This is a genomic window from Streptomyces sp. SGAir0957 (assembly GCF_043523415.1).
This window is the reverse complement of the sequence record NZ_CP027293.1, coordinates 6,331,195-6,354,841: the sequence shown is the minus strand read 5'-3', so window position 1 is coordinate 6,354,841 and position 23,647 is coordinate 6,331,195. Positions and strand designations below refer to the sequence as shown.

General features: G+C 70.7%; 25 protein-coding genes. 7 read left to right on the top strand and 18 right to left on the bottom strand.

The genetic code is table 11. The annotated features are described in order from the left end of the window. The first annotated feature begins 46 nt into the window (after positions 1 to 46). Positions 47 to 1,186, top strand: coding sequence for a chymotrypsin family serine protease (locus tag C1N81_RS33560; RefSeq protein ID WP_394438393.1), 1,140 nt, complete (start codon positions 47 to 49; stop codon positions 1,184 to 1,186). 28 nt (positions 1,187 to 1,214) lie between these two features. Continuing rightward, positions 1,215 to 1,661 carry a hypothetical protein gene (locus C1N81_RS33555; protein ID WP_394435065.1) on the top strand — a complete coding sequence of 149 codons (447 nt, stop codon included), beginning with the start codon at positions 1,215 to 1,217 and terminating at the stop codon, positions 1,659 to 1,661. Between the two features lie 242 nt (positions 1,662 to 1,903). Here the strand turns inward: C1N81_RS33555 and C1N81_RS33550 are convergent, their stop codons facing one another. Then, complete coding sequence (locus tag C1N81_RS33550) at positions 1,904 to 3,340, bottom strand: hypothetical protein (RefSeq protein WP_394435064.1); 1,437 nt, start codon at positions 3,338 to 3,340, stop codon at positions 1,904 to 1,906. Positions 3,341 to 3,577: 237 nt separating this feature from the next. Between C1N81_RS33550 and C1N81_RS33545 the strand changes: the two genes are divergently transcribed. Further along, a complete protein-coding gene (locus C1N81_RS33545; protein WP_394435063.1) occupies positions 3,578 to 5,428 on the top strand; it encodes an endonuclease/exonuclease/phosphatase family protein in 1,851 nt (616 codons plus the stop codon). Here C1N81_RS33545 and C1N81_RS33540 read toward each other — a convergent pair. Beyond that, positions 5,425 to 6,114 (bottom strand): hypothetical protein, encoded by a 690-nt coding sequence (locus tag C1N81_RS33540; RefSeq protein WP_394435062.1) that lies wholly within the window; start codon positions 6,112 to 6,114, stop codon positions 5,425 to 5,427. The genes C1N81_RS33545 and C1N81_RS33540 overlap by 4 nt on opposite strands. Then, positions 6,111 to 6,257: a hypothetical protein gene (locus C1N81_RS33535; protein WP_394435061.1), complete on the bottom strand. Its 147-nt coding sequence runs from the start codon at positions 6,255 to 6,257 to the stop codon at positions 6,111 to 6,113. The genes C1N81_RS33540 and C1N81_RS33535 overlap by 4 nt, the downstream gene beginning before the upstream one ends. 162 nt (positions 6,258 to 6,419) lie before the next feature. Here C1N81_RS33535 and dapA point away from each other — a divergent pair, with 162 nt between their 5' ends. Then, the gene (gene dapA / locus C1N81_RS33530) at positions 6,420 to 7,325 is read left to right on the top strand and encodes a 4-hydroxy-tetrahydrodipicolinate synthase (RefSeq protein ID WP_394435060.1); all 906 of its coding nucleotides are present in this window, start codon (positions 6,420 to 6,422) and stop codon (positions 7,323 to 7,325) included. Here the strand turns inward: dapA and dapD are convergent. The 12 genes from dapD to C1N81_RS33470 form a co-directional block, all read right to left on the bottom strand. Further along, positions 7,322 to 8,311 carry a 2,3,4,5-tetrahydropyridine-2,6-dicarboxylate N-succinyltransferase gene (dapD, locus tag C1N81_RS33525; RefSeq protein WP_394435059.1) on the bottom strand — a complete coding sequence of 330 codons (990 nt, stop codon included), beginning with the start codon at positions 8,309 to 8,311 and terminating at the stop codon, positions 7,322 to 7,324. The genes dapA and dapD overlap by 4 nt on opposite strands. A gap of 59 nt (positions 8,312 to 8,370) precedes the next feature. Continuing rightward, a complete protein-coding gene (locus C1N81_RS33520) occupies positions 8,371 to 8,907 on the bottom strand; it encodes a TetR/AcrR family transcriptional regulator (protein ID WP_394435058.1) in 537 nt (178 codons plus the stop codon). Then, positions 8,907 to 9,227, bottom strand: a complete 321-nt coding sequence (locus C1N81_RS33515; protein WP_394435057.1) for a DMT family transporter — start codon at positions 9,225 to 9,227, stop codon at positions 8,907 to 8,909. Before C1N81_RS33515 ends, C1N81_RS33520 begins: the two co-directional genes overlap by 1 nt. A 50-nt stretch (positions 9,228 to 9,277) precedes the next feature. Continuing rightward, entirely contained in the window at positions 9,278 to 10,669 is a 1,392-nt protein-coding gene (locus tag C1N81_RS33510) for a hypothetical protein (RefSeq protein ID WP_394435056.1), read from the bottom strand. A 228-nt stretch (positions 10,670 to 10,897) separates the two neighbouring features. Beyond that, positions 10,898 to 11,236 (bottom strand): metal-sulfur cluster assembly factor, encoded by a 339-nt coding sequence (locus C1N81_RS33505; RefSeq protein WP_361081375.1) that lies wholly within the window; start codon positions 11,234 to 11,236, stop codon positions 10,898 to 10,900. Then, positions 11,233 to 11,691 carry a Fe-S cluster assembly sulfur transfer protein SufU gene (gene sufU / locus C1N81_RS33500; RefSeq protein WP_394435055.1) on the bottom strand — a complete coding sequence of 153 codons (459 nt, stop codon included), beginning with the start codon at positions 11,689 to 11,691 and terminating at the stop codon, positions 11,233 to 11,235. Before sufU ends, C1N81_RS33505 begins: the two co-directional genes overlap by 4 nt. 19 nt (positions 11,692 to 11,710) lie before the next feature. Continuing rightward, entirely contained in the window at positions 11,711 to 12,979 is a 1,269-nt protein-coding gene (locus C1N81_RS33495) for a cysteine desulfurase (RefSeq protein WP_394435054.1), read from the bottom strand. Continuing rightward, positions 12,976 to 13,740: a Fe-S cluster assembly ATPase SufC gene (gene sufC / locus C1N81_RS33490; RefSeq protein WP_394435053.1), complete on the bottom strand. Its 765-nt coding sequence runs from the start codon at positions 13,738 to 13,740 to the stop codon at positions 12,976 to 12,978. The genes C1N81_RS33495 and sufC overlap by 4 nt, the downstream gene beginning before the upstream one ends. 7 nt (positions 13,741 to 13,747) lie before the next feature. Continuing rightward, on the bottom strand, positions 13,748 to 14,077 hold the full coding sequence (locus C1N81_RS33485; protein ID WP_394435052.1) for a bifunctional 3-phenylpropionate/cinnamic acid dioxygenase ferredoxin subunit: 330 nt from the start codon (positions 14,075 to 14,077) through the stop codon (positions 13,748 to 13,750). Then, the gene (gene sufD / locus C1N81_RS33480; protein ID WP_394435051.1) at positions 14,077 to 15,258 is read right to left on the bottom strand and encodes a Fe-S cluster assembly protein SufD; all 1,182 of its coding nucleotides are present in this window, start codon (positions 15,256 to 15,258) and stop codon (positions 14,077 to 14,079) included. The genes C1N81_RS33485 and sufD overlap by 1 nt, the downstream gene beginning before the upstream one ends. 61 nt (positions 15,259 to 15,319) lie before the next feature. After that, positions 15,320 to 16,744, bottom strand: a complete 1,425-nt coding sequence (sufB, locus tag C1N81_RS33475; RefSeq protein WP_394435050.1) for a Fe-S cluster assembly protein SufB — start codon at positions 16,742 to 16,744, stop codon at positions 15,320 to 15,322. Continuing rightward, a complete protein-coding gene (locus C1N81_RS33470; protein ID WP_394435049.1) occupies positions 16,741 to 17,517 on the bottom strand; it encodes a helix-turn-helix transcriptional regulator in 777 nt (258 codons plus the stop codon). The genes sufB and C1N81_RS33470 overlap by 4 nt, the downstream gene beginning before the upstream one ends. 398 nt (positions 17,518 to 17,915) lie before the next feature. On the opposite strand from C1N81_RS33470, the gene C1N81_RS33465 reads away from it, so the two are divergent. The 3 genes from C1N81_RS33465 to C1N81_RS33455 all read left to right on the top strand — a co-directional run bounded on the left by C1N81_RS33465 (position 17,916) and on the right by C1N81_RS33455 (position 20,775). Next, positions 17,916 to 18,839 carry an ABC transporter ATP-binding protein gene (locus C1N81_RS33465; RefSeq protein ID WP_394435048.1) on the top strand — a complete coding sequence of 308 codons (924 nt, stop codon included), beginning with the start codon at positions 17,916 to 17,918 and terminating at the stop codon, positions 18,837 to 18,839. Positions 18,840 to 18,925: 86 nt separating this feature from the next. Further along, positions 18,926 to 19,693 (top strand): ABC transporter permease, encoded by a 768-nt coding sequence (locus tag C1N81_RS33460; protein ID WP_394435047.1) that lies wholly within the window; start codon positions 18,926 to 18,928, stop codon positions 19,691 to 19,693. A gap of 77 nt (positions 19,694 to 19,770) precedes the next feature. Next, positions 19,771 to 20,775: a COX15/CtaA family protein gene (locus tag C1N81_RS33455; RefSeq protein ID WP_394435046.1), complete on the top strand. Its 1,005-nt coding sequence runs from the start codon at positions 19,771 to 19,773 to the stop codon at positions 20,773 to 20,775. 10 nt (positions 20,776 to 20,785) lie between these two features. Here C1N81_RS33455 and C1N81_RS33450 read toward each other — a convergent pair whose 3' ends face one another. The 3 genes from C1N81_RS33450 to C1N81_RS33440 all read right to left on the bottom strand — a co-directional run bounded on the left by C1N81_RS33450 (position 20,786) and on the right by C1N81_RS33440 (position 23,319). Beyond that, on the bottom strand, positions 20,786 to 21,907 hold the full coding sequence (locus C1N81_RS33450) for an amidohydrolase family protein (protein WP_394435045.1): 1,122 nt from the start codon (positions 21,905 to 21,907) through the stop codon (positions 20,786 to 20,788). Between the two features lie 114 nt (positions 21,908 to 22,021). Beyond that, positions 22,022 to 22,357, bottom strand: coding sequence for a hypothetical protein (locus C1N81_RS33445; RefSeq protein WP_394435044.1), 336 nt, complete (start codon positions 22,355 to 22,357; stop codon positions 22,022 to 22,024). Positions 22,358 to 22,461: 104 nt separating this feature from the next. Beyond that, positions 22,462 to 23,319, bottom strand: coding sequence for a heme o synthase (locus C1N81_RS33440; protein WP_361081180.1), 858 nt, complete (start codon positions 23,317 to 23,319; stop codon positions 22,462 to 22,464). Positions 23,320 to 23,647: the final 328 nt, after the last annotated feature.

Here is a 23,647-nt window from a genome sequence, read left to right as displayed (position 1 = left end):
CGAAAGTCAGGGGAAGAGGTGGTCTGGCGTGAACCAGCCCGAATTGATGCGAGGACCCGCCGGCGGTCAGCTCAGCGACAGCTCCCGCCAGCAGGCGACCAGTGACTTCCTGCGGCGCGAGGGGCCGCTCGCCAACGTCGTCGGCTTCGGTCACGGCGTGAAATGGATCGACGGGCAGCCGACGGGCGAACCCGCCGTCCTCGTCTTCGTCACCCAGAAGGTGCCCGAATCGCTGCTGCCCGAACGCGATGTGATCCCGCGCCAGATGGACGACGGCACGCCCACCGACATCGTGGCCGTCGGCCAGATCTCCGCCCAGCGGCGCCAGTCGAGGCCGTCGGGCGCACGCTCCGAGGAGGGCATCACCTACGGGCCCGACGGCGGCGTCTCCCAGCAGTACGGCCAGTACGGCCATGCGCTGCGCGAGGAGTACGGCTCCATGGCGACGTTCGAGCCGCAGCTCCTCGTCCGCCGCATGAGGCCCGCCCCCTCCGGATTCTCCGTCGGCAACGTGGCCGTCACCGCCGGCACCCTCGGCAGCGTCGTCTACGACTTCCTGCCGGGCGCCACCGTCGACCCGCCCGGCGCCGGGCTCGGCACCCCGTCCAAGTTCTACATCCTGTCCAACAACCACGTCCTCGCCGACTCCAACAGGGCCCAGCTCGGCAGCGCCATCGTGCAGCCCGGCACCTTCGACGGCGGCACGAACCCCGCCGACCGGATCGCGACCCTGTCCCGGTTCATCACCATCCAGTTCGCCCCCCAGACCCCGCTCGACCAGCAGAACAACGTGGTCGACTGCGCGCTCGGCGAGGTCCAGTTCCAGGACGCGACCCGCGAGCAGTACTTCAGCGGGGCGCCGCGCGCCTGGCGCCGCAAGGCGAACGTCGCGGTCGGCGACCTCGTCAAGAAGTCCGGCCGCACGACGAACATCTCCTTCGGCCGCATCATCGCGACCGACGCGACGGTCGACGTCAACTACGGCACGGCCGGCACCGCCCGGTTCAAGGACCAGATCATGACCACCAACATGTCGGCGGGCGGCGACTCGGGCTCCCTCGTGACCTCCCACGACAACGTGGCGGTCGGCCTCCTGTACGCCGGATCGTCGCAGGTCACCATCCTGAACCACATCGAGACCGTACGCGCGCTGCTGCGCGTCGAGGTCGCCGAACTGCTCGCCTGAACACCCACACCCGAAGGGAGGCCGGTCCATGACCACTCAGGCACGCAAGCAGAAGGGCCAGACCCGCGGCGAGCACCGCTTCCACAATCCGCAGGGCGCGGAGGTCAAGACGCGCGACGAGGCGTTCGCCGCGCAGCAGGACGTGTCCGCGGAGGCCGTGTCGGTCGACTGCAAGCTGGAGCTCAACAACGGCGCGGTCACCTTCGCCATCACCGCGAAGATCAACCCCAACACGCACCCCTACGTGGTGACCGGCGGCCAGATCACGTCCGGCATCTGCGGGGCCCCGTGGGACATCACCGGTGGCTTCATCGGTGACACGCTCCGGCTCGACGCGAAGCGGGCGGGGCAAGGGTCGTGCGCCAACACGATCACCGTGGTCGGCGAATACCAGAACCCTCCGGCGTACCGGGGGACCTACGGCTTCGACGGAGCGACGTCGAGCTTCAAGCACACGACGCGCTATCTCTGCTAGCGGGTGTCGGGCGGGGTCGGTGAGGGCCCGCGCAGGCCCTCACCGACCCCGCCAGGGGCGCGGGGAACTGCGCGACCAGCCACGTACGAGCCGCAGGCGCCGTGAAGCCTCGCGAGGCAGACACGTCCGCGCGCCGGTGGGGGCTGAGCGCGCAGTTCCCCGCGCCCCTGAAAGGCGCACTCCGTGCGCCCCAGGGGCGGGGCCGGGGCAGCCCGAGGGAGCGGGGCTGTACACAAGGCCCGTTAACCGGCGGACGCCGACCTCGCCTTGAAGGCGGCCTTCCGCGCTTCCTTCGCCACCTTCTTGTCCGGGTGGAGGCGCCCCATCGCCTCCAGGACGTCCGCCGTGGCGGGGTGATCGACGCGCCAGGCCGTCGAGAAGAAGCCGCTGTGCTGCGCGGCGAGCCCCTCGACCAGGGACTGGAGTTCGTCGGAGTTGCCCTCCAGGGAGAGCTGCGCGGCGATCGTGTCGATGGTCAGCCAGAAGATGAGCGCCTCGGAGGGCGGGGGCACGTCCGTCGCACCGTGCTCGGCGAGCCACACCCGGGCGAGACCGCCGAGCTCCGCGTCGTCGAGGACGTCACGGAGCGCGGGCTCGGCCTCGGCGCCGACCAGGGACAGCGCCTGCTGGCAACGGAGCCGGCGCAGGGGCGCCCCCTGGTCCGCGCCCCGCGCCGCCGCGAGCAACTCCCGCGCCGCGCCCAGCGGTTCGCGCCGGGCGAGCCACTGCTCGATCTCGGCCTGCGCGGCGGCCTGCGGGAAGGACGACGTGCTGTCGAGGAGCGTGTCCGCCCCCTTGTCCACGAGGTCTCCGACCGCGGGCGCCTCGATACCCGCCTCCAGCATCCGGGAGCGGATCCCGTACAGGCCGAGCGGGGTGAGCCGCACCATGCCGTACCGGGCGACGTCCGCCTCGTCCACCGGCTCGGCGACGGGCTCGTCCGCGTCGACCTCGGCCATCAGCGCCTCGTCGACCGGCTGGAACTCCACGAGCCCGACCGGTTCGAGCAGCCGGAACTGGTCGTCGAGGCGCATCATCGCGTCCGACACCTGCTCCAGGACGTCGTCGGTGGGCTCCCCCATGTCGTCGGGGACGATCATCGACGCGGCGAGCGCGGGCAGCGGCACGGGCCCGTCCCCCGCGCCCTCGGAGACGGTCAGCAGGTACAGATTGCCGAGCACGCCCTCCAGGAACTCGGACTCCGCCTCGGGGTCCCAGTCGAGCTGCGAGAAGTCGATCTCGCCGCCGCCCTCCTCCAGGGCGCCCATGATGTCGTCGAGGTCGGGCACGCTGGCGTCGGCGAGCACCGTGTCGAGCGCCGCGAGCCACAGCGCGAGCACGTCGGAGGGCCCGCCGGAGGTGAGCGTCGTCAGCTCCTCGCCGGCGGTGACGGTGCCCTCCTCCTCGTCGACGACCTCGACGAGCCCGGTGTCGACGGCGGTGTTCCACGCCTCGCTCGCGTAGGCGAGCCCCTCCTCGTCCTCGCCGAGGCCCAGCTCGGCCGCGGCGGCGGGCAACTGCTCCTCGACGAGTTCGCCGCCCGCGCCGACGCGGGTTCCGGGCCCGGCCCAGCGGGCGAGCCGCACGGCGCGGGAGAGCAGGGGCGTGGCGAGGGCGTCCCGCGCCAGCTCCGCTTCGGCGGGCAGCCGGACCGGCGGCAGGGGGGAGCTGTCTGACATCGGCTGGTTCTCCTTGGAGGCGTACGGTGCGACCGCTCAGCCTAGACGGATTTGACCCTTTGCTGTCGGGTTCATGGACTCGTCGCATTCCGGCCGCCCCGTATCCATCCGCGAAACCTTGACAACTCCCCGTCACAGGCCAGAGATTGACGCGCGTAGAAACGCTGCCTCCGGCCACCGCCCGGCAGCCACCCTCGTCCCGGCGCTCGCCACCCGCACGTCCCCGGAGGGATCCCCTTGCCGAGCAAGACCGCTCATCCTCTGCTCTCTGTCTTCTCCCGCTCCCGGCTCGCCGCCCTCGCCGTGACGACCGCCTGCTGCGCGTCGTACGCCGTGGTCACGGCGGGCCCGGCGGACGCGGCCACGGTCGCCGCCATCCATGACATCCAGGGCTCGACCCGGATATCCCCGCTCGCCGGTCAGCAGGTCACGGGTGTGACCGGCGTGGTGACCGGGGTCAGAACGTACGGCTCCCGCGGCTTCTGGTTCCAGGACACGAAGCCCGACGCCGACCCGGCCACCAGCGAGGGCGTCTTCGTCTTCACCAGCTCCGCGCCGACGGTGCGGACGGGCGACGCGGTGACCGTCTCGGGCACGGTGACCGAGTACGTGCCCGGCGGCACCTCGTCCGGCAACCAGTCGCTCACCGAGATCACCAAGCCGACGGTGACGGTGGACTCGTCCGGCAACGCGGTGCCCGTGACGACGATCAGCGCCAAGTCGGTCCCGGCCGCGTACACCCCGGCGGGCGACCCGGCGGCGAACGGTTCGATCAACGGCCTGACGCTGCGCCCGGACAAGTACGCCCTGGACTACTACGAGTCCCTCGAGGGCCAGAACGTCCGGATCGGCTCCTCCCGCGTCGTCACCGCCTCGGACGCGTACGCCGAGCTGTGGGTCACGGTGAAGCCGCACGAGAACACGACCGAGCGCGGCGGCGCCCGCTACGGCTCGTACACCTCGCAGAACACCGGCCGCCTCCAGATCCAGTCGCTCGGCGCGGTCGCCGACTTCCCCGTGGCGGACGTCGGCGACGTCCTGTCCGGCACCACCGAGGGCCCGCTCGACTTCAGCCAGTACGGCGGATACACGCTGGTCGCGCGCGAGATCGGCGCGCTGAGGCAGGGTGGTCTCCAGCGCGAGACGACCCGGGCCCAGGCGAAGAACGAGCTGGCCGTGGCCACGTACAACGTCGAGAACCTCGACCCGGCCGACGCCACCTTCGAGGAGCACGCGGCGGCCATCGTCACGCACCTGAAGTCGCCGGACATCGTGTCCCTTGAGGAGATCCAGGACAACAACGGCGCGAAGGACGACGGCACGGTCGCCGCCGACGTGACGGTGAACAAGCTGATCGACGCGATCGTCGCGGCGGGCGGCCCCCGCTACGACTGGCGTTCGATCGACCCGGTCGACAAGGCCGACGGCGGCGAGCCCGGCGGCAACATCCGCCAGGTCTTCCTCTTCAACCCGGAGCGGGTGTCCTTCACGGACCGCGCGGGCGGCGACGCCACCACGCCCGTCGGCGTCGTCCGCAGCCACGGCAAGGCCGCGCTCACCGTGTCCCCCGGCCGGATCGACCCGGCGAACGAGGCGTGGAAGAACAGCCGCAAGCCGCTCGCCGGCGAGTTCACCTTCCGCGGCAAGCCGGTCGTCGTCATCGCCAACCACTTCGCGTCGAAGGGCGGCGACCAGCCCCTGACCGCGCAGTTCCAGCCGCCGGCGCGCAGCTCGGAGACGCAGCGCCACGCGCAGGCGGACTCCGTGAACGCGTTCGTGAAGGACGTCCTCAAGGTCCAGCGCGACGCCGACGTCATCGCGCTCGGCGACATCAACGACTTCGAGTTCTCCGGCACGGCGCAGCGCCTGGAGGACGGCGGCGCGCTCTGGTCGGCGATCAAGTCGCTGCCGCGCGACGAGCGGTACACGTACGACTACCAGGGCAACAGCCAGGTCCTCGACCAGATCCTGGTCAGCCCGTCGATCCGGAAGAAGGGCGCCTTCCGCTACGACAGCGTGCACATCAACAGCGAGTTCCACGACCAGATCAGCGACCACGACCCGCAGGTCCTGCGCGTCCGCCCCTAGTCGTCCGCCCGTACCGGCCCGTCTCCGCCGCCTCCCGCGCGGCCGAGGCGGGCCAGCTGTCCCTGGAACCAGTCGAGCCGGGCCTGCAACAGGGCGGCCTCGGCGGCGAGTTCCGGCACCCCGGCCGTCGAGGTGCTCACGGTCTCGGTGCCGGGCGCGGCACCCACGGCGAGCCCGTCCCCGCCGAGCCGCGCGAACGCGTCGAGGGTCCAGCGCTGCCGCCCGCCCACACATCCGGCGCAGGCCGCTTCCAGGACCCGCCGCCCGTCCCGCCCCCACCCGGCGTCGGCGAGCACGGACGCGGTGACGTCGCACGGGCACGGCCCGACGGTGGCGGCCCGCACCCGCTGGCGCGCGTACCGGAAGCCGCGCTCGAAGCGGATGTAGGCCCCGAGCACGGAGACCTCCAGGAGAACGGCCCTCCGGTGCTCGGCGTGGACCAGCAGCCCTTCGGCGACGCGGCGTTCGTGCAGGCAGTGGAAGCCGCAGTCGCAGCGCCGGTGCGGGGCGCGGTGCCGCCGCCCGTAGACGCAGCGCGCCTCGTCGAGCACACGGTAGGGCGCCGCCGCGCCGAGGGAGACCCCGAGGAATCCGGCGCGCCCGCCGTCCGCGTCGAGCACAGGGTGCGCGATCTTGTATCCGGTGGGCGGCTCCGCAGGGCGTTCCTCGGGGAGCCGCGCCCTCATCGGACGCCCGGGGCCTCGACGGGTTCCGGCAGGGGTTCGACGACGACGGCCGCGTCCTCCGGCTCCCGCTCCGCACGAGCGGTTTCCGCCTCCCGCGGGGCTTCTTCGGCGATCCCGGTGGCGAGTGCTTTACCGAGCCTCATGCTGCCTCCCCTGTAGGGCCACGGGCTCATGGTGGCGCACGGAGGATCACCGAGAAAGGCCGGAATGAGCCGTTCGCCCCGCCCACTCTTCAGCACTGCTCCGCTCGTCCTCGTAGCGGATTTAAGTGGAGCTTCATGATGGGCACGCCCGACACTGCCCCCATGAGCGACACGAACACCACCGCGCCCTTCGGCCGCGCCCTGTGCGCCATGGTCACGCCCTTCACCGACGCGGGCGACGCCCTCGACCTGGACGCCGCGCAGAAGCTCGCCGACCGCCTGGTCACCGGGGGCTGCGAGGGCCTCGTCCTGTCCGGCACGAGCGGCGAGTCCCCGACCACGACGGACGCCGAGAAGGCGGACCTGGTGCGGGCGGTGCGCGAGGCGGTCGACGGCCGCGCGAGCATCGTCGCGGGCGTGAGCACGGCCGACACCCGCCACACCCTGCGCCTGGCCGACCAGGCCCAACGGGCGGGCGCCGACGGCCTGTTGGCGACGCCCCCGTACTACAGCCGTCCGCCGCAGGCCGCCGTCGAGGCCCACTTCCGCGCGCTCGCGGACGCGACGGATCTCCCCGTCATGCTGTACGACATCCCGGCCCGCACCGGCACCCGGATCGAGCCGGACACCCTCCTGCGCCTCGCGGAGCACCCCCGCGTCGTCGCCGTGAAGGACTGCGCGTACGACCTTCTCGCCACCCAGAAGGTCATGGCCGCGACGGATCTGGCCTACTACACCGGCTGCGACGAGTACGTCCTCGCGCTGTACGCCCTCGGCGGCGCCGGCTACGTCTCGACGGTCGCGAACGTGGCCCCGGCCGCGTTCCGCGCGATCCTCGACGCGTACGACGCGGGCGACACCGCGTCGGCCGCCCGCCTCCAGCGCCGCACCCTCCCGCTCACGGACCTGATGATGAACGCGGGCCTCCCGGGCGCGGTGACGGCGAAGGCCCTGCTCACCGACCTCGGCCTGCCGGGCGGCGGCCCCGTCCGCGCACCACTGCAGCCCGCCGACCGGGGTGCGGTCGACGGGCTGCGGGTGGCGTACGAGGAGGTGCTGAGCGCCTAGTTGTGGCTGTGCAGGACCTCGTTGAGGCCGCCCCACACCGCGTTGTTCGGGCGGGCCTCGACGGTGCCCGTCACCGAGTTGCGGCGGAAGAGGATGTTGGAGGCGCCGGAGAGTTCGCGGGCCTTGACGATCTGGCCGTCGGGCATGGTCACGCGGGTGCCCGCCGTGACGTACAGACCGGCCTCGACCACGCACTCGTCGCCGAGCGCGATGCCGACGCCCGCCTCGGCGCCGATGAGGCAGCGCTCGCCGATGACGATGCGGACGTTGCCGCCGCCGGAGAGGGTGCCCATGGTGGAGGCGCCGCCGCCGATGTCGGAGCCGTCGCCGACGACGACGCCCGCGGAGATGCGGCCCTCGACCATCGACGTGCCGAGCGTGCCCGCGTTGAAGTTGACGAAGCCCTCGTGCATGACCGTGGTGCCCTCGGCGAGGTGGGCGCCGAGGCGGACCCGGTCGGCGTCGGCGATGCGGACGCCCTTGGGCACGACGTAGTCGGTCATGCGGGGGAACTTGTCGACCGAGGTCACCTGGAGGTGCAGGCCCTCCGCGCGCGCGTTGAGCCGCACCTTCTCGATGTCGTCCACGGCGACCGGGCCGAGCGAGGTCCAGGCGACGTTGGGCAGGAAGCCGAACTGGCCGTCGAGGTTCACGCCGTGCGGCTTGACCAGGCGGTGCGAGAGGAGGTGCAGGCGCAGGTAGACGTCGTGCGCGTCCAGCGGCTTGTCGTCCACGGAGGCGATGACCGTACGGACGGCGACGATCTCCACGCCGCGGCGGGCGTCCGGGCCGACGGCCTTGGCGGCGCCTTCGCCGAGCAGCTCGACGGCCTGGTCGGCGGAGAGCTTCTCCGTGCCGGCCGGGCCGGGCTCGGCGACCAGCTCGGGCGCGGGGAACCAGGTGTCGAGAACGGTGCCGTCGGCGGCCACGGTGGCCAGGCCCGCGGCGACGGCGCCGGTGGAACGAGGAGCAGTGGTGTCGGTCATGAGGGCAACCTAACCGGCCCGGGGTTCCCGAGGCCAACCCGCCCCGGCCGCGTCTCGGGCTACGGGATGAGCCGGGCCAGCATCTCGCGCGTGTACGCGGCGTCGTACTCCCCGCCCGTCAGCAGCACCTGCAAGCAGACCCCGTCCATCAGGGCGACCAGGGCGCGGGCCGTCACCGGGTCCGTGCGCTCGGCCAGCGGGCCCGCGAGGTCCTGGCACCATTCCGCGGCGACGGGGCGCAGCGCGGGGCGGCGCAGCGCCGCCAGGTACAGCTCGTACTCCAGCTCCACGCCGACCTTGTCCCCGGCCAGCCATTCGCCGAGCAGCCCGGCCAGCTCGTCGGCCAGGTCGAGCCGCGGGTCCTGGAAGGCGCCGCGCGCCGCGACGACCTTGGCGAACCCCTCGTTGGCCTGCCGCAGCGCGGCCACGAGCAGCTCGTCGAGCGTGGCGAAGTGGTACGTGGTCGAGCCCAGCGGCACATCGGCCTCGGCGGCGACCGTGCGGTGGCTGAGCCCGGCTATGCCCTTCTCCCCCACCACCCGGATCGCCGCGTCGATGATCCGCTGGCGCCGCTCGGGGTCGTAGCGGCGCGGCATCAGTGCGCCCCGCCCAGATTCAGCAGCACGACGCCGCCGATGACGAAGACGATCCCGGCGACCTTGGCGACGCTCAGCCCCTCCCCGAGGAAGATCATGCCGATCGCGGCGATGACGGCGGTGCCGACGCCCGCCCAGATCGCGTACGCGGTCCCGATCTGGACGGTCTTCAGCGTCTGGGCGAGCAGGGCGAACGCGATCACGTACCCGGTGACGGTGATGAGCGAGGGCCAGAGCCTGCTGAAGCCCTCGCTGTACTTCATGGCGGTCGTGGCGGCCACCTCCGCGGCGATGGCCCCCGCAAGCAGCACGTATCCCATGCGTACGAGTGTACATATCGTTGCGTACGCCCGTACACAAACTCGGACTGCTACGACACGGTGAACCAGGCCGCCCGCGCCTTCTTCCACTCGTCGTGGTCCAGGTCCTTGGCCTCGGTCCCGTCCCCGTACAGGTCCGCCGCACCGCTGTCCGTGATCACCTGCACGCGCTGCCCGGCCGCCGTCAGGTCGGGTACGGCGACGATCGCCTCCCAGCCACCCGGGTCGCTGGTCGGCAGATCCATCCGCTTGACCGGGGCGTGGCCCGCGACGCCGTCCCACGCGTACAGGGCGTACGGGTCCGAGTTGTCGTCGGCGGCCCAGCTCCCGGCCACGATGAGGTACTGGTTCGCGGCGTTCTTGCGGAGGTCGCGCACGGCGAGCCCGCCCAGATCCAGCTCGATGGCCGTGCCGAAGACCGGGGACGCCCCGTTCGCCACCACCTTGTCCATGTTGGTGACGGGCACGATCAGGCCCTTGCCGCCCTCCTTCGGCGGCACGAGCGGCGCCCGGAACCCGAGGTAGGCGGTGGTGGTGGAGCCGGGCGCGAACTCCAGGCCCTCGACGTTGAACCCGTCGATCTGCTTGGGCGCCTGGCCGTCGGCGGTCCCGGCGGCGAACCCGTACCGGTCCCCGTTGGCCTCGTCCCAGTCGACGAGCTTGTCGCGGAGCTTCTTGTAGGCGTGCGCGTACGTCAGCTCGGTGGCGGCGCCGGAGCCGCTGACCGTCGTGGTGAAGACGGTGTTGCGGTCGGCCTTGTACTCGCCGTCCTTGTTGTTGCCGAGCGAGCCGGTCCAGTAGATGAGGTTGCCCACGCGCGCGGCGCCCTCGATGTCGATCTCCTTGTCGGCGCCGACCTTGGAGGACAGGTCCCAGGTCTTGACCGGGGCGCCGGATATCGCGCCGTTGTAGAGGCGCAGCACGTTGGACTCGTCGTCCGCCACGACGACGTAGCCGCCGCCCACGTCGACGGCGGCGGACGCGTCGGAGGAGCCGGTGAGATAGCGGGCGTCGGCCGCGCCGCTCACCGCCGCCGACGCGGCGTAGTGCAGCTTGGTGGTGGCCGATGAGCCGCCGCTGCCCGTCACCTTCAGCGTCAGGTCGGTGTAGCCCTGGCCGCGCGCGGCGACGGACACGGTGCGGGTCGTTCCGGTGCCGGTCACGGTGACGTCGGTGGTGCGGGCCACGGAGGTCTTGCTGCTGGCGCTCGCGGTGACGGTGAGCGCGGAGGCGTCGGTGCCGCTCTGCGCGATCTTCACGGTGACGGTCGGGTCACCGACCCCGCCAACGGCTCCGCTGAGGTAGGCCGCCGAGAGCGAGATCGTCGGCGTGGCGGAGGCGGAGGCCCCTGCGGGGAGGCCGACGGCCAGGGTGAGCAGGCCACCGGTGGCAGCGGCGAGGGCCGCGCGGCGTATACGGGTGCGCGGGGCGGGGTGCGGCACGGGGTGCTCCTTCGTCGACCTGATGTCGACGGAAGACTCCGCTCCCTGTGCCAACGGCGGGTGTCGATCTTGCGTACGGGGGCCGAACAGCGCCGCCCAGGGGCGCGGGGAACTGCGCGCTCAGCCATAGAAAAGCCGCAGACGCGTCTGCTCATGTACCGAGCAGACGCGTCTGCGGCTTTCGCCGTGGCTGGTCGCGCAGTTCCCCGCGCCCCTACCGGCGCTAAATCAGACGTTGAACCCGAGCGCGCGGAGCTGCTCGCGGCCGTCGTCGGTGATCTTGTCCGGGCCCCACGGCGGCATCCAGACCCAGTTGATCCGCAGCTCGTTGACGATGCCGTCGGTGGCGGACTTCGCCTGGTCCTCGATGACGTCGGTCAGCGGGCAGGCCGCGGACGTCAGCGTCATGTCGATCGTCGCGATGTTCGCGTCGTCGATGTGGATGCCGTAGATCAGGCCCAGGTTGACGACGTCGATGCCCAGCTCGGGGTCGACGACGTCGTACAGCGCCTCGCGGACCTCCTCCTCGGAGGCCGGCTTCATCTCCACTGCCGTGCTGTCACTCATGCGGTCTTCGCCTCCTCCGCGAAAGCTTGCGCAGTCGCGTCCTTCCACGCCATCCAGCTCAGGAGAGCGCACTTCACTCGGGCCGGGTACTTGGAGACCCCGGCGAACGCGACCGCGTCCTCCAGGATGTCCTCCATCGTCTCGTCCGGCTCGATCTGGCCCTTGGACTGCATCAGCTCCAGGAACGTCTCCTGGACCTTGCGCGCGTCCGCCAGCTCCTTGCCGACCAGGAGGTCGTTGAGCACGGAGGCCGACGCCTGGCTGATCGAACAGCCCTGCCCCTCGTAGCTCACGTCCTCAATGGTCTCGCCGTCGTACTTCACGCGCAGCGTGATCTCATCGCCGCACGTCGGGTTGACGTGGTGCACCTCGGCGTCGCCGTCCCGCAAGCCCCGCCCGTGCGGGTGCTTGTAGTGGTCCAGGATGACTTCCTGGTACATGGAATCCAGCTTCATCAGTCGACCGTCCTGCCCGCTACCCGAAGAAGTTCCGTACGTGCTCCAGGCCGTCGACCAGCGCGTCGATCTCGCCCGGCGTGGAGTACAGATAGAACGACGCTCGCGTGGTCGCAGGAATTCCGTACCGGAGGCAGACCGGCCGCGCGCAGTGGTGGCCGACCCGGACGGCGATGCCCTGCTCGTCGAGGACCTGGCCCACGTCGTGCGGGTGGATGTCGCCGAGCGTGAAGGAGATCGCGGCGCCGCGCTCCTCGGCCGTCGTCGGACCGATGATCTTGAGGTCCGGAACTTCGAGGAACCGTCGCACGGCGTACTCGGTGAGCGCCTGCTCGTGCCGCAGGACGTTCTCCATGCCGATGGCGCTGAGGTAGTCGATCGCCGCGCCCAGGCCGATGGCCTGCGAGATCGGCGGCGTACCGGCCTCGAACTTGTGCGGCGCGGGAGCGTACGTCGACGAGTGCATCGAAACCGTCTCGATCATCTCGCCGCCGCCCAGGAACGGCGGAAGGTCCTCCAGGAGCTCCTGGCGTCCCCACAGCACACCGATGCCGGTCGGGCCGCACATCTTGTGGCCGGTGAAGGCCACGAAGTCGGCCTGGAGCGCCTGCACGTCCAGCGGCATGTGCGGCGCGGCCTGCGAGGCGTCGACGAGGACGAGCGCGCCCACCTCCTGGGCGCGGCGCACGATGGCCTCGACCGGGTTGTGGGTGCCGAGGATGTTCGACACGAGCACGAAGGAGACGATCTTCGTCTTCTCCGTGATGACCTCGTTGATGTTCGACAGGTCGAGCCGGCCGTCGTCGGTGAGGCCGAACCACTTCAGCTTCGCGCCGGTGCGCTGCGAGAGCAGCTGCCACGGCACGATGTTGGAGTGGTGCTCCATCTCCGTGATGACGATCTCGGTCTCGTGGTCGACCTTGTACGGCTCGTCCGCCCAGCCGAGCATGTTGGCGACGAGGTTCAGCGACTCCGAGGCGTTCTTCGTGAAGATGACCTCGTCGCGGCTGGGCGCGTTGATGAACGCCGCCACCTTGTCGCGGGCGCCCTCGTAGAGCGCCGTGGCCTCCTCGGCGAGGACGTGCACGCCGCGGTGGACGTTGGCGTTGTGCTGCTCGTAGTACTCGTTGAGCACGTCGAGCACCTGGCGCGGCGTCTGCGAGGTCGCCGCGTTGTCCAGGTACACGAGCTTCTTGCCGTCGTGGATCGTGCGATCCAGGATCGGGAAGTCCTTGCGGATCGCCTCGGTGTCGAGGAGGCCGGTGAGCCCCTGGTGGGCCACTGTCACGCGGATACGCCACCCTTCGTGTACTTCTCGTAGCCCTCGGCCTCGAGGGTGTCGGCCAGCTCGGGACCACCGGACTCGACGATCTTGCCCGCCGAGAAGACGTGCACGAAGTCCGGCTTGATGTAGCGCAGGATGCGCGTGTAGTGCGTGATCAGCAGGGTGCCGACCTCACCGGTCTCACGGACGCGGTTGACGCCGTCCGACACCTGGCGCAGCGCGTCGACGTCGAGGCCGGAGTCGGTCTCGTCGAGGATCGCGATCTTCGGCTTGAGAAGCTCCATCTGGAGGATCTCGTGGCGCTTCTTCTCACCGCCGGAGAAGCCCTCGTTCACATTGCGCTCGGCGAAGGCCGGGTCCATCTGGAGCGTCTCCATGGCGGACTTGACCTCCTTCACCCAGGTGCGCAGCTTGGGGGCCTCGCCACGGATCGCGGTGGCGGAGGAGCGCAGGAAGTTGGAGACGGAGACGCCGGGGACCTCGACCGGGTACTGCATGGCGAGGAACATGCCGGCGCGGGCACGCTCGTCGACGGACATCTCCAGGACGTCCTCGCCGTCGAGGGTGACGGTGCCCTGCGTGATCGTGTACTTGGGGTGACCCGCGATGGAGTAGGCGAGGGTCGACTTGCCGGAGCCGTTCGGGCCCATGATGGCGTGCGTCTCGCCCTGCTTCACGGTGAGATCGACGCCCTTGAGGATCTCCTTCGTGGCGTTGTCGGCCTCGACGGTGACGTGCAGGTCTCGGATTTCAAGCGTTGCCATGGGTGCCTCAGGACTCCTGGGAGAGGGAGACGAGCACGTCGTCCCCTTCGATCTTTACGGGGTATACGGGGACGGGGCGCGTCGCGGGAAGGCCGGACGGCTTGCCGGTGCGGAGGTCGAAGGCGGAGCCGTGCAGCCAGCACTCGATCTGGCAGTCCTCCACCTCGCCCTCGGAGAGCGACACGTTCGCGTGCGAGCAGATGTCGTTGATCGCGAACACCTCGCCCTCGGTGCGGACGACCGCGACCGGCGTGCCGTCGAGCTCCACCCGCTTGGGGGTGGAGTCCGCCAGCTCGCTCACTGCGCAGGCGCGCAGGTACGCGGGGGTGTCAGCCATCAGACCGACGCCTCCAGCTCGGTGGCGATTTTGTCGAGCAGGCGCTCCTCGATGTCCGGGACACCGATCTGCTGGACCAGCTCGGCGAAGAAGCCGCGCACGACGAGGCGGCGCGCCTCGTCCGCGGGGATGCCGCGGGCCATCAGGTAGAAGAGCTGCTCGTCGTCGAAGCGGCCGGTCGCGGAGGCGTGACCGGCGCCGACGATCTCGCCGGTCTCGATCTCCAGGTTCGGCACGGAGTCGACGCGGGCACCGTCGGTCAGAACCAGGTTCCGGTTCATCTCGTACGTGTCCGTGCCCTCGGCGGCGGCCTCGATGAGGACGTCACCGATCCAGACGGCGTGCGCGTCGTCGCCCTGGAGCGCGCCCTTGTAGACGACGTTGGACTTGCAGTGCGGGGTGTTGTGGTCGACCAGGAGGCGGTGCTCCTGGTGCTGGCCCGCGTCGGTGAAGTAGAGGCCGAACAGCTCGGCCTCGCCGCCGGTGGCCGCGTAACTCACGCGCGGGTGCAGGCGGACCACGTCACCGCCGAAGGTGACGACGACGGACTTGAAGGAGGCGTCGCGGCCGACCAGCGCATTGTGCTGGGCGACGTGGACGGCCTTGTCGTCCCAGTCCTGGACGGAGACGACGGTCAGCTTCGCGCCGTCCCCGAGCAGGTAGTCGACGTTGGCGGCGAGCACCGCGTCACCGGTGTGGTCGAGGATCACGACAGCCTCGGCGAAGGCGCCCAGCTCGATGACCTGGTGGCCGTAGGCGGTGCCGCCCTCGCCGTGCACGCGGATGCGGATCGGCTCGGAGAGCACCGTCTCCTTGGGCACGGAGACGACCGAGGCCTGCTCGAACGCCGAGTACGCCTGCGCGGCGACACGGTCGACCGGCTTGCCGGCCTTACCGATCCGGGCGTCGTCCCGGCCGACGGTCTCGACGGTGACACCGGCCGGCGCCTCCACGTCGACCTTGACACCGGTGCCGGTCGCGACGGCGGTGCCGTCGTGCAGGCCGCGCAGCCGCTCCAGCGGCGTGAACCGCCACTCCTCCTCGCGGCCGTGCGGGACCGGGAAGGCCTCGACGTCGTAGGAGGGGGGCGCGCTCATGCGCGTGGCGACGGTCGACTCGGCGGCCACCGCGATCGTTCCGGCGGTGGTGGAACCACCGGGGATGTTCTGAGCCTCAGCCATGGCTGTCGTAGCGCTCGCTTTCATACGTAAGGGGCTTGACGGGTGGATCGGGTGGCTGAGGTCAGCCGACCGAGCCCTCCATCTGCAGCTCGATCAGCCGGTTGAGCTCGAGCGCGTACTCCATGGGCAGCTCCTTGGCGATCGGCTCGACGAAGCCGCGCACGATCATCGCCATGGCCTCGAACTCGCTCAGGCCGCGGCTCATCAGGTAGAAGAGCTGGTCCTCGGAGACCTTGGAGACGGTCGCCTCGTGACCCATGGAGACGTCGTCCTCGCGGACGTCGACGTAGGGGTACGTGTCGGAGCGGGAGATCGTGTCGACGAGCAGCGCGTCGCACAGCACGTTCGACTTCGAGCCCGGGGCGCCCTCACCGATCTCGACGAGACCGCGGTAGGAGGTGCGGCCACCGCCACGCGCCACGGACTTCGAGACGATGTTGGACGACGTGTTCGGCGCCATGTGGACCATCTTGGAGCCGGCGTCCTGGTGCTGGCCCTCGCCCGCGAAGGCGATGGAGAGCGTCTCGCCCTTGGCGTGCTCGCCCATCAGGTAGACGGCCGGGTACTTCATGGTGACCTTGGAGCCGATGTTGCCGTCGATCCACTCCATGGTCGCGCCCTCGTACGCCACGGCGCGCTTGGTGACCAGGTTGTAGACGTTGTTCGACCAGTTCTGGATGGTCGTGTAGCGGCAGCGGGCGCCCTTCTTGACGATGATCTCGACGACCGCGGAGTGCAGCGAGTCCGACTTGTAGATCGGCGCGGTGCAGCCCTCGACGTAGTGGACGTAGGCGTCCTCGTCGACGATGATCAGCGTCCGCTCGAACTGGCCCATGTTCTCCGTGTTGATGCGGAAGTAGGCCTGGAGCGGGATCTCGACGTGCACGCCCTTCGGCACGTAGATGAAGGAGCCACCCGACCACACGGCGGTGTTCAGCGCGGCGAACTTGTTGTCACCGGCCGGGATGACGGTCCCGAAGTACTCCTTGAAGAGCTCCGGGTGCTCCTTCAGGGCGGTGTCGGTGTCGAGGAAGATGACGCCCTGCTCCTCCAGGTCCTCGCGGATCTGGTGGTAGACGACCTCGGACTCGTACTGGGCCGCGACACCGGCGACGAGGCGCTGCTTCTCCGCCTCGGGGATGCCGAGCTTGTCGTACGTGTTCTTGATGTCCTCGGGCAGGTCCTCCCAGGACTCCGCCTGCTTCTCCGTGGAGCGCACGAAGTACTTGATGTTGTCGAAGTCGATCCCCGACAGGTCCGAGCCCCAGTTCGGCATGGGCTTCTTGCCGAACAGCTTGAGGCCCTTGAGACGGAGCTTGGTCATCCACTCCGGCTCGGACTTCTTGGCGGAGATGTCCTTGACGACGTCCTCGTTGATGCCGCGCTTGGCAGAGGCACCGGCCGCGTCGGAGTCTGCCCAGCCGTATTCGTACTTGCCCAGGCCCTCGAGCTCGGGGTGGGCAGTCTCCTCGATGGGGAGAGTCATGCGGGGTTCCTCCCGGCGGTGCGTGCAGATGCGTTGGTATCGGTCTTCGGGGTGTTCTTGCCGTGCTTCACATTGCTCTGCGGGATGAACGTCGTGCAGACGCCGTCGCCGTGAGCGATGGTGGCCAGCCGTTGCACATGCGTGCCGAGGAGTTGCGAGAACATCTCCGTCTCGGCCTCGCACAGCTGCGGGAACTGCTCGGCGACATGGGCGACCGGGCAGTGGTGCTGGCAGAGCTGCTCGCCCTGTTGCGGGAGGGGCGCGCTGCGGGCCGTAGCAGCGTACCCGTCCGCGCTGAGCGCCTTCGCCAGTGCCGCGGCGCGGTCACCGGCCGGGGCGCCCTCCACGGCCGCGCGGTAGGCCTCGGCCTGCGCGGCGAGCCGGGCGCGGGCGAAGGCGACGACCGCCTCGTCCCCGCCCGGCTGGGACTGGATCCAGCGGAGCGCGTCCGCGGCGAGCTTGTCGTAGGACTGGTCGAAGGCGTCCCGGCCGCAGTCGGTCAGCGCGAACACCTTCGCGGGCCGCCCGCGCGTGCGCGCGCCGTAGACCCGCTGCTCGCGGGCCTCGACCACGTCGTCGGCCGCGAGCGCGTCGAGGTGGCGGCGGACGGCGGCCTGGGTGAGACCGAGACGCCCGGCCAGATCGGCGACGGTCGACGGGCCGTGGTCCAGGATGGAGCGCGCGACCCGGTTGCGCGTCGAACGCTCACCGGTCGCGAGCTCTTCCTGAGGGGCCCCCGTGGGTGCCTCCTGAGCCTCGCCGACGTTTTTCACAACGCCATTGTTGCGTAATTCCTCAGACCCTGACAAGCGGAGTCCTCGGCGGATGGCGGTGCGGTACATCACTTAGGCATACCTAAGTGATGTACCCCGTGTGACCTGCGGAAACGGTCCGCGGCCGATCGTCGCAGGTGGGCGGGGTGCGGGTGGGGCGAGGCGCCGTTGCGGGGCACGGGTGGGGGCGTCTGCGGGTCACGTCGTGGTTGCTCGCGCAGTTCCCCGCGCCCCTGAGGGCACGGCCTGTCGGCCAGCCCCTCAGGGGCGCGGGGAACTGCGCCGCCAGCCACGACGCGACCCTCAGACGCCCACGGGCAGCAGTACCTACGGCGCACCGCGCGATGCCCTCGACCCGCGCGCCGGGCACCGGCGCGGCCTCCCTAGACTTGGTCACCATGCGAAGCGACCCCGTCGTCCGGATCTCGAGTCTGGTCAAGCGGTACGGAGACAAGACCGCGGTCGACGGCCTCGACCTGGAGACCGGCCCCGGCATCACGGCCGTCCTCGGCCCCAACGGCGCCGGCAAGACGACCACCGTCGAGACCTGCGAGGGGTACCGCAAACCGGACTCCGGCACCGTCCGGGTGCTCGGGCTCGACCCCGTCAAGCAGGCGGCGCGGTTGCGTCCCCGCATTGGAGTGATGCTGCAGTCGGGCGGCGTCTACTCGGGTGCCCGCGCCGACGAGATGCTCCGCCATGTCGCCAAGCTGCACGCCCACCCGCTCGACGTGGACGCCCTCATCGAGCGGCTCGGCCTCGGCTCCTGCGGCCGGACGACGTACCGGCGGCTCTCCGGCGGCCAGCAGCAGCGCCTCGCCCTCGCCATGGCCGTCGTCGGCCGGCCCGAGCTGGTCTTCCTCGACGAGCCGACCGCGGGGCTCGACCCGCAGGCCCGGCGCGCCACCTGGGACCTCGTCCGCGACCTGCGCACGGACGGCGTCTCCGTCATCCTCACCACGCACCACATGGACGAGGCGGAGCAGCTCTCCGACGACGTGGCGATCGTCGACGCGGGCAAGGTCATCGCCCACGGCTCCCCCGAGCAGCTGTGCCGCGGCGGCGCCGAGAACACCCTGCGCTTCTCCGGCCGCCCCGGCCTGGACGTGGCCTCGCTCCTCAAGGCGCTGCCCACCGACTCCGCCGCCGCCGAGCTGACCCCGGGCTCCTACCGGGTGACGGGCAAGGTCGATCCGCAGCTTCTGGCGACCGTTACTTCCTGGTGCGCGCAGCACGGCGTGATGCCGGAGAAGATCTCCGTCGAGCGGCACACCCTCGAAGACGTATTCCTGGAACTGACCGGCAAGGAGCTGCGCGGATGAGCACGGATCCGACCTCCCCGGCCGGGGGTCCGGGGGTTGCTCCCGGGAAGACACAGCCTCGAACTGACCGGCAAGGAGCTGCGCGGATGAGCGCCGGCACGTACGCCCCCCGCCCCGGCGCCGCCCCGCTGGGCCGCATGATCACCGCGCAGGCCGTCCTCGAGACGAAGATGCTGCTCCGCAATGGCGAGCAGCTTCTGCTCACGGTCGTCATCCCGACGCTCCTCCTGGTGCTGTTCTCCACGGTCGACATCGTGGACACCGGCTCGGGCGAGGCGGTGGACTTCCTGACGCCCGGCATCCTGGCCCTTGCGGTGATGTCGACGGCGTTCACCGGCCAGGCCATCGCGACGGGCTTCGAGCGCCGCTACGGGGTCCTCAAGCGGCTGGGAGCGTCCCCGCTCCCCCGCTGGGCGCTGATGGCCGCCAAGACGCTCTCCGTGCTCGTCACGGAGGTCCTTCAGGTCGTCCTCCTCACGGTCATCGCCTTCGCGCTCGGCTGGTCGCCGCACGGCAACCCGTTCGCGGTGCTGCTCCTCCTGGTCCTCGGCACCGCCGCCTTCTCGGGGCTCGGCCTCCTGATGGCGGGCACGCTCAAGGCGGAGGCCACGCTCGCCGCCGCCAATCTGGTCTTCCTGCTCCTCCTGGTCGGCGGCGGCGTCATCGTGCCGCTCGACAAGTTCCCGGACGCCGCCCAGTCGGTGCTCGGCCTGCTGCCCATCTCGGCGCTCTCCGACGGCCTGCGCGACGTCCTGCGCGACGGTGCCGCGATGCCCTGGGGCGACCTGGGCATCCTCGCGGTGTGGGCGGTCGTGGGGCTCGGCGCGGCGGGCCGCTTCTTCCGCTGGGAGTGAGCCTGGCGCCGTTGCGCGCGTCACAGATGGCCCGGATACGTCCCCCTCGTGAAGCCGTGCACAAGCGGCCCCCTACGATGGTGCGCGTGCCCAACGTGACCCGTGCCGACGCCGCCCAGGCGATCCGCAACCCGCTTCGCTTCATCGCAGAGCGCTGGACCCCCACGCAGCGGACGGTCCGCCGAGCGGCCATGTCCGCCGTCCTGATGACCGTCGTCATCGTCGTGACCGGCGGCGCCGTCCGGCTGACCGGATCGGGCCTCGGCTGCCCGACCTGGCCCAAGTGCACCGACGAGTCGCTGACCACGACGAGCGAGATGGGCTTCCACGGAGTCATCGAGTTCGGCAACCGCATGCTCACGTACGCGCTGTGCGCGGCGGTCGGCTGGGCGATCATCGCCGCCCGTTCGCAGAAGCCGTGGCGGCGCCCGCTGACCCGGCTCGGCTGGACCCAGTTCTGGGTGGTCATGGGCAACGCGGTGCTCGGCGGCATCGTCGTCCTGGTCGGCCTCAACCCGTACACGGTCGCGGCCCACTTCATCCTGACGACCGCGCTCCTCACCGTCGCCGTGCTGATGTGGCAGCGCACCCGCGAGGGCGACGCGGAGCCGCGCCCGCTGGTCGGCGCCGCGATCAAGCAGCTCGTCTGGGTCCTGGTCGTGGTGACGGGGCTGCTCGTCGCGGTCGGCACGGTCGTGACCGGAGCGGGCCCGCACGCCGGTGACTCCAGCGACGTGCACCGGATGCCGCTCGACTGGGAGACGGTCGCGAAGGGCCACGCGGTCCTGGCCTGGATCGTGGTCACGCTGACGTTCGCGCTCTGGTTCGTCCTGAAGGCCGTCGACGCGCCGAAGGGCCCGCTGCACCGCACCCGCGACCTGTTCCTGATCCTGCTCGCCCAGGGCGTCATCGGCTACGTCCAGTACTTCACGGACCTGCCCGAGGTCCTCGTCGGCCTGCACATGCTGGGCTCGGCCCTCGTGTGGATCGGCGTCCTGCGCGTCCTGCTGTCGCTGCGGGAGCGCCCGCAGGTCACGGCCGGTGTCCCGGCGCAGGCGGGCCAGGAGCTCTCGGCCGTCTGAGCCGGGCCCCTCAGGCAGGGGCCGGGTCGCCGAGCCCGTAGACCCGCTGCGCCGTCCCCGCCGCGATCATCGACGCCACCCGCTGCGCGTCCGTGAGCGACCAGGCGCCCTCGGCGACCCAGGTGCCGAGGACGCGGCCGAGCGCGTCACGGAAGAGGCGGGCGCCGACCACGTGCAGTTCGGGGATGCCGTGGGCCCCGCTGGAGAACAGCAGCTTGCCGAACGGGGCCAGCTCCAGGATCTCCGCGAGGACCGCCGCGGCCCGCGCCCCGGTGCGGGCGAGCGCCGGGCCCAGATCGGCGTAGACGTGCGGCAGGATGCCCGCCAGGTGCGCGGCGTGGCGGTGGTACGGGTAGCCGTGCAGCAGGATCAGATCGGTGCCCAGGCCCGCTGTCGCACGGGCGAAGTCCGTGAGGAGGACCGGGTCGGTCCGGTCGATGCGCAGGCCCGGTTCACCGAGCCCGGCGTGCAGTTGCAGCGGGCGCCCCGACGCGACCGCGATCCAGAGCAGGTGGCGCAGGAGGACGGGGTCCGTCAGCGGGCCGCCGACCGTACGCGCCGCGAGCCAGCGCCCCGCCGCTCCCCGTACCTCTCCGGGCCCCGGCGGCTGCGGCGCGAGCGCGAGGCCGTGCCGTACGCCCGCGACCGAGGTGAAGGCGACGGCGTGCGCGGCGGCGCCGTGCACCGACTCGGCGAGGTTGGCGAGGAACGACTCGACGGTTCCCGAGGTGTCCGCGACCTGTTCGGCGAGGAGTTCCAGGCGCACGATCTCGTGGGCGTCGGCCTCGGCGGCCCGCCCCAGTTCGGCGGGGTCGGTGAGATCGCCGGGCAGTCCGGTGTCGACGAGGTAGGTGGTGATGCCGCTGCCGCGCAGGAGACGCCGGCCGGCTTCGAACACGCCGAGTTCACGGCGTCTGGCCAGGTACCGGGCGGGCGCGCAGTGCGGTTCGAGGCCGAGCAGGGGCGGGCACCAGCGGCGTACGGCGAACCCGGTCTGGGTGTCGAAGAAGGTGGTGCCGGGGGCGGGTGGGCCCTCGCCGCGGCCGAGGTGGGCCTCGAACGTGCCGAGGCCCAGTTCCGTGCGGAGCACCCCGTGGCAGTACTGATCCACCAGGGACGGCGTTTCGATCATCCGGGGCTCCCGTCGGTGGACCGTGCTCCTACGGTCCTAACGGGTGAACGGGCGCCCGGTGTTGCTGAACCGCGGTTCGCACACCTGCGCCCATGACACCGCCGGGCCGGGCTCTCAGCCGCCGAGCTGGATGCCCGCCATGCGCTTCCACTCGTAAGGACCCGTCTCGACCTTGGCGGCGAACTCGCCGTCGAAGTCCTCGTGAACCGTGATGCCGGCCTTCTCGACCGCCTTCTGCGCGATCTCGTACGTGCGGGCCATGAGGTCGCCCCAGCCGCCGTCCTCGCCGACGAGGACGATGCGGGTGCCGCGCTCGCCGACGTACGCCAGCTGTCCCTCGGCGCCGCCGTGCGCCTTGGCGAACGCGCCGATGTCCTTGGCCAGCCTGGCCGCCCGGCGCTCGTCCTTCGCGGCCCGACGGGGCTGCTCCACCGCTTCAGTCTCTGCCATGGACAGGATGCTACCGACGAGTAGCCAAACTGGCGATGGGTGGGGTGCGTGGCCTGGGCCACGCACCCCACCCATCGTGAGGACCAGTGCGGATCAGTCGCCGCTCAGCGCAGGAAGGGGTCCACCGCCACCGCGACGAAGAGCAGCGAGACGTAGGTGATCGACCAGTGGAAGAGCCGCATCTCCTTGAGCTTGCCGCCCGTGACCTCGGCCTTCGCGCGGTTCTGCAGCCCGTGCGCCTCCCACAGCCAGAAGCCGCCGGACAGGAGCGCGACCACCGTGTAGAACCAGCCCGTGTAGCCGAGGGGCGTGAGCAGCAGCGAGACCGCGACCATCATCCAGCTGTAGAGGACGATCTGGCGCGCGACCACCTTGTTGGAGGCGATGACGGGCAGCATCGGCACGCCCACGCGCGCGTAGTCGTCCTTCACCTTCATGGACAGCGGCCAGTAGTGCGGCGGCGTCCAGAAGAACATGACGAGGAAGAGGATGACCGGCGCCCACGACATCGAGTTGGTCACCGAGGACCAGCCGATGAGGACCGGCAGGCAGCCCGCGATGCCGCCCCACACGATGTTCTGCGAGGTGCGCCGCTTCAGGATCATCGTGTAGACGACCACATAGAAGAGGAGCGCGCCGAGCGACAGCCAGGCCGACAGCCAGTTGACCGCGAAGCCGAACAGGAGCGTGGAGATCACCGCGAGGGAGATGCCGAAGACCAGGCACTCGGCCGGGCTCACCATGCCGGTGACCAGCGGACGCTGCGACGTGCGGTCCATGAGGGCGTCGATGTCGCGGTCGTACCACATGTTCAGCGCGTTGGCGCCGCCCGCGGACAGGTAGCCGCCGAGGCAGGTGATCAGCACCAGCTTCAGATCGGGTACTCCCTGTTCGGCGAGGAACATCACCGGCACCGTGGTGATCAGCAGAAGCTCGATGATCCGCGGCTTGGTCAGCGCCACGAACGCCTTGACGCGAGCCCCGAACGGCCGCCGGCCCTGGTTGCTGCTGCTCGTCAGCGCTCCCGCTGGACGGGATTCGACGGCCGTCACGCACACCCCTGACAAAGACTCCAGCGAGCCCCAGGCCGTTCACTTGATGTGAGGTCCCGGTAAAGACTCGCGCGTACCACGCCACTGTAGACGTTGCCTATACCTCGCCCTTCGCGGGGGTGGGGTCGTGTTGAGCGGGTACTCCGGATGAGCTTCCCGCCCCGCTTTTGAGCCCCCGTTTGAGCGGTCCCGTATTCACGTGATGACCCGCTTCATTCCTCGTCAGGAGGCGGATGCG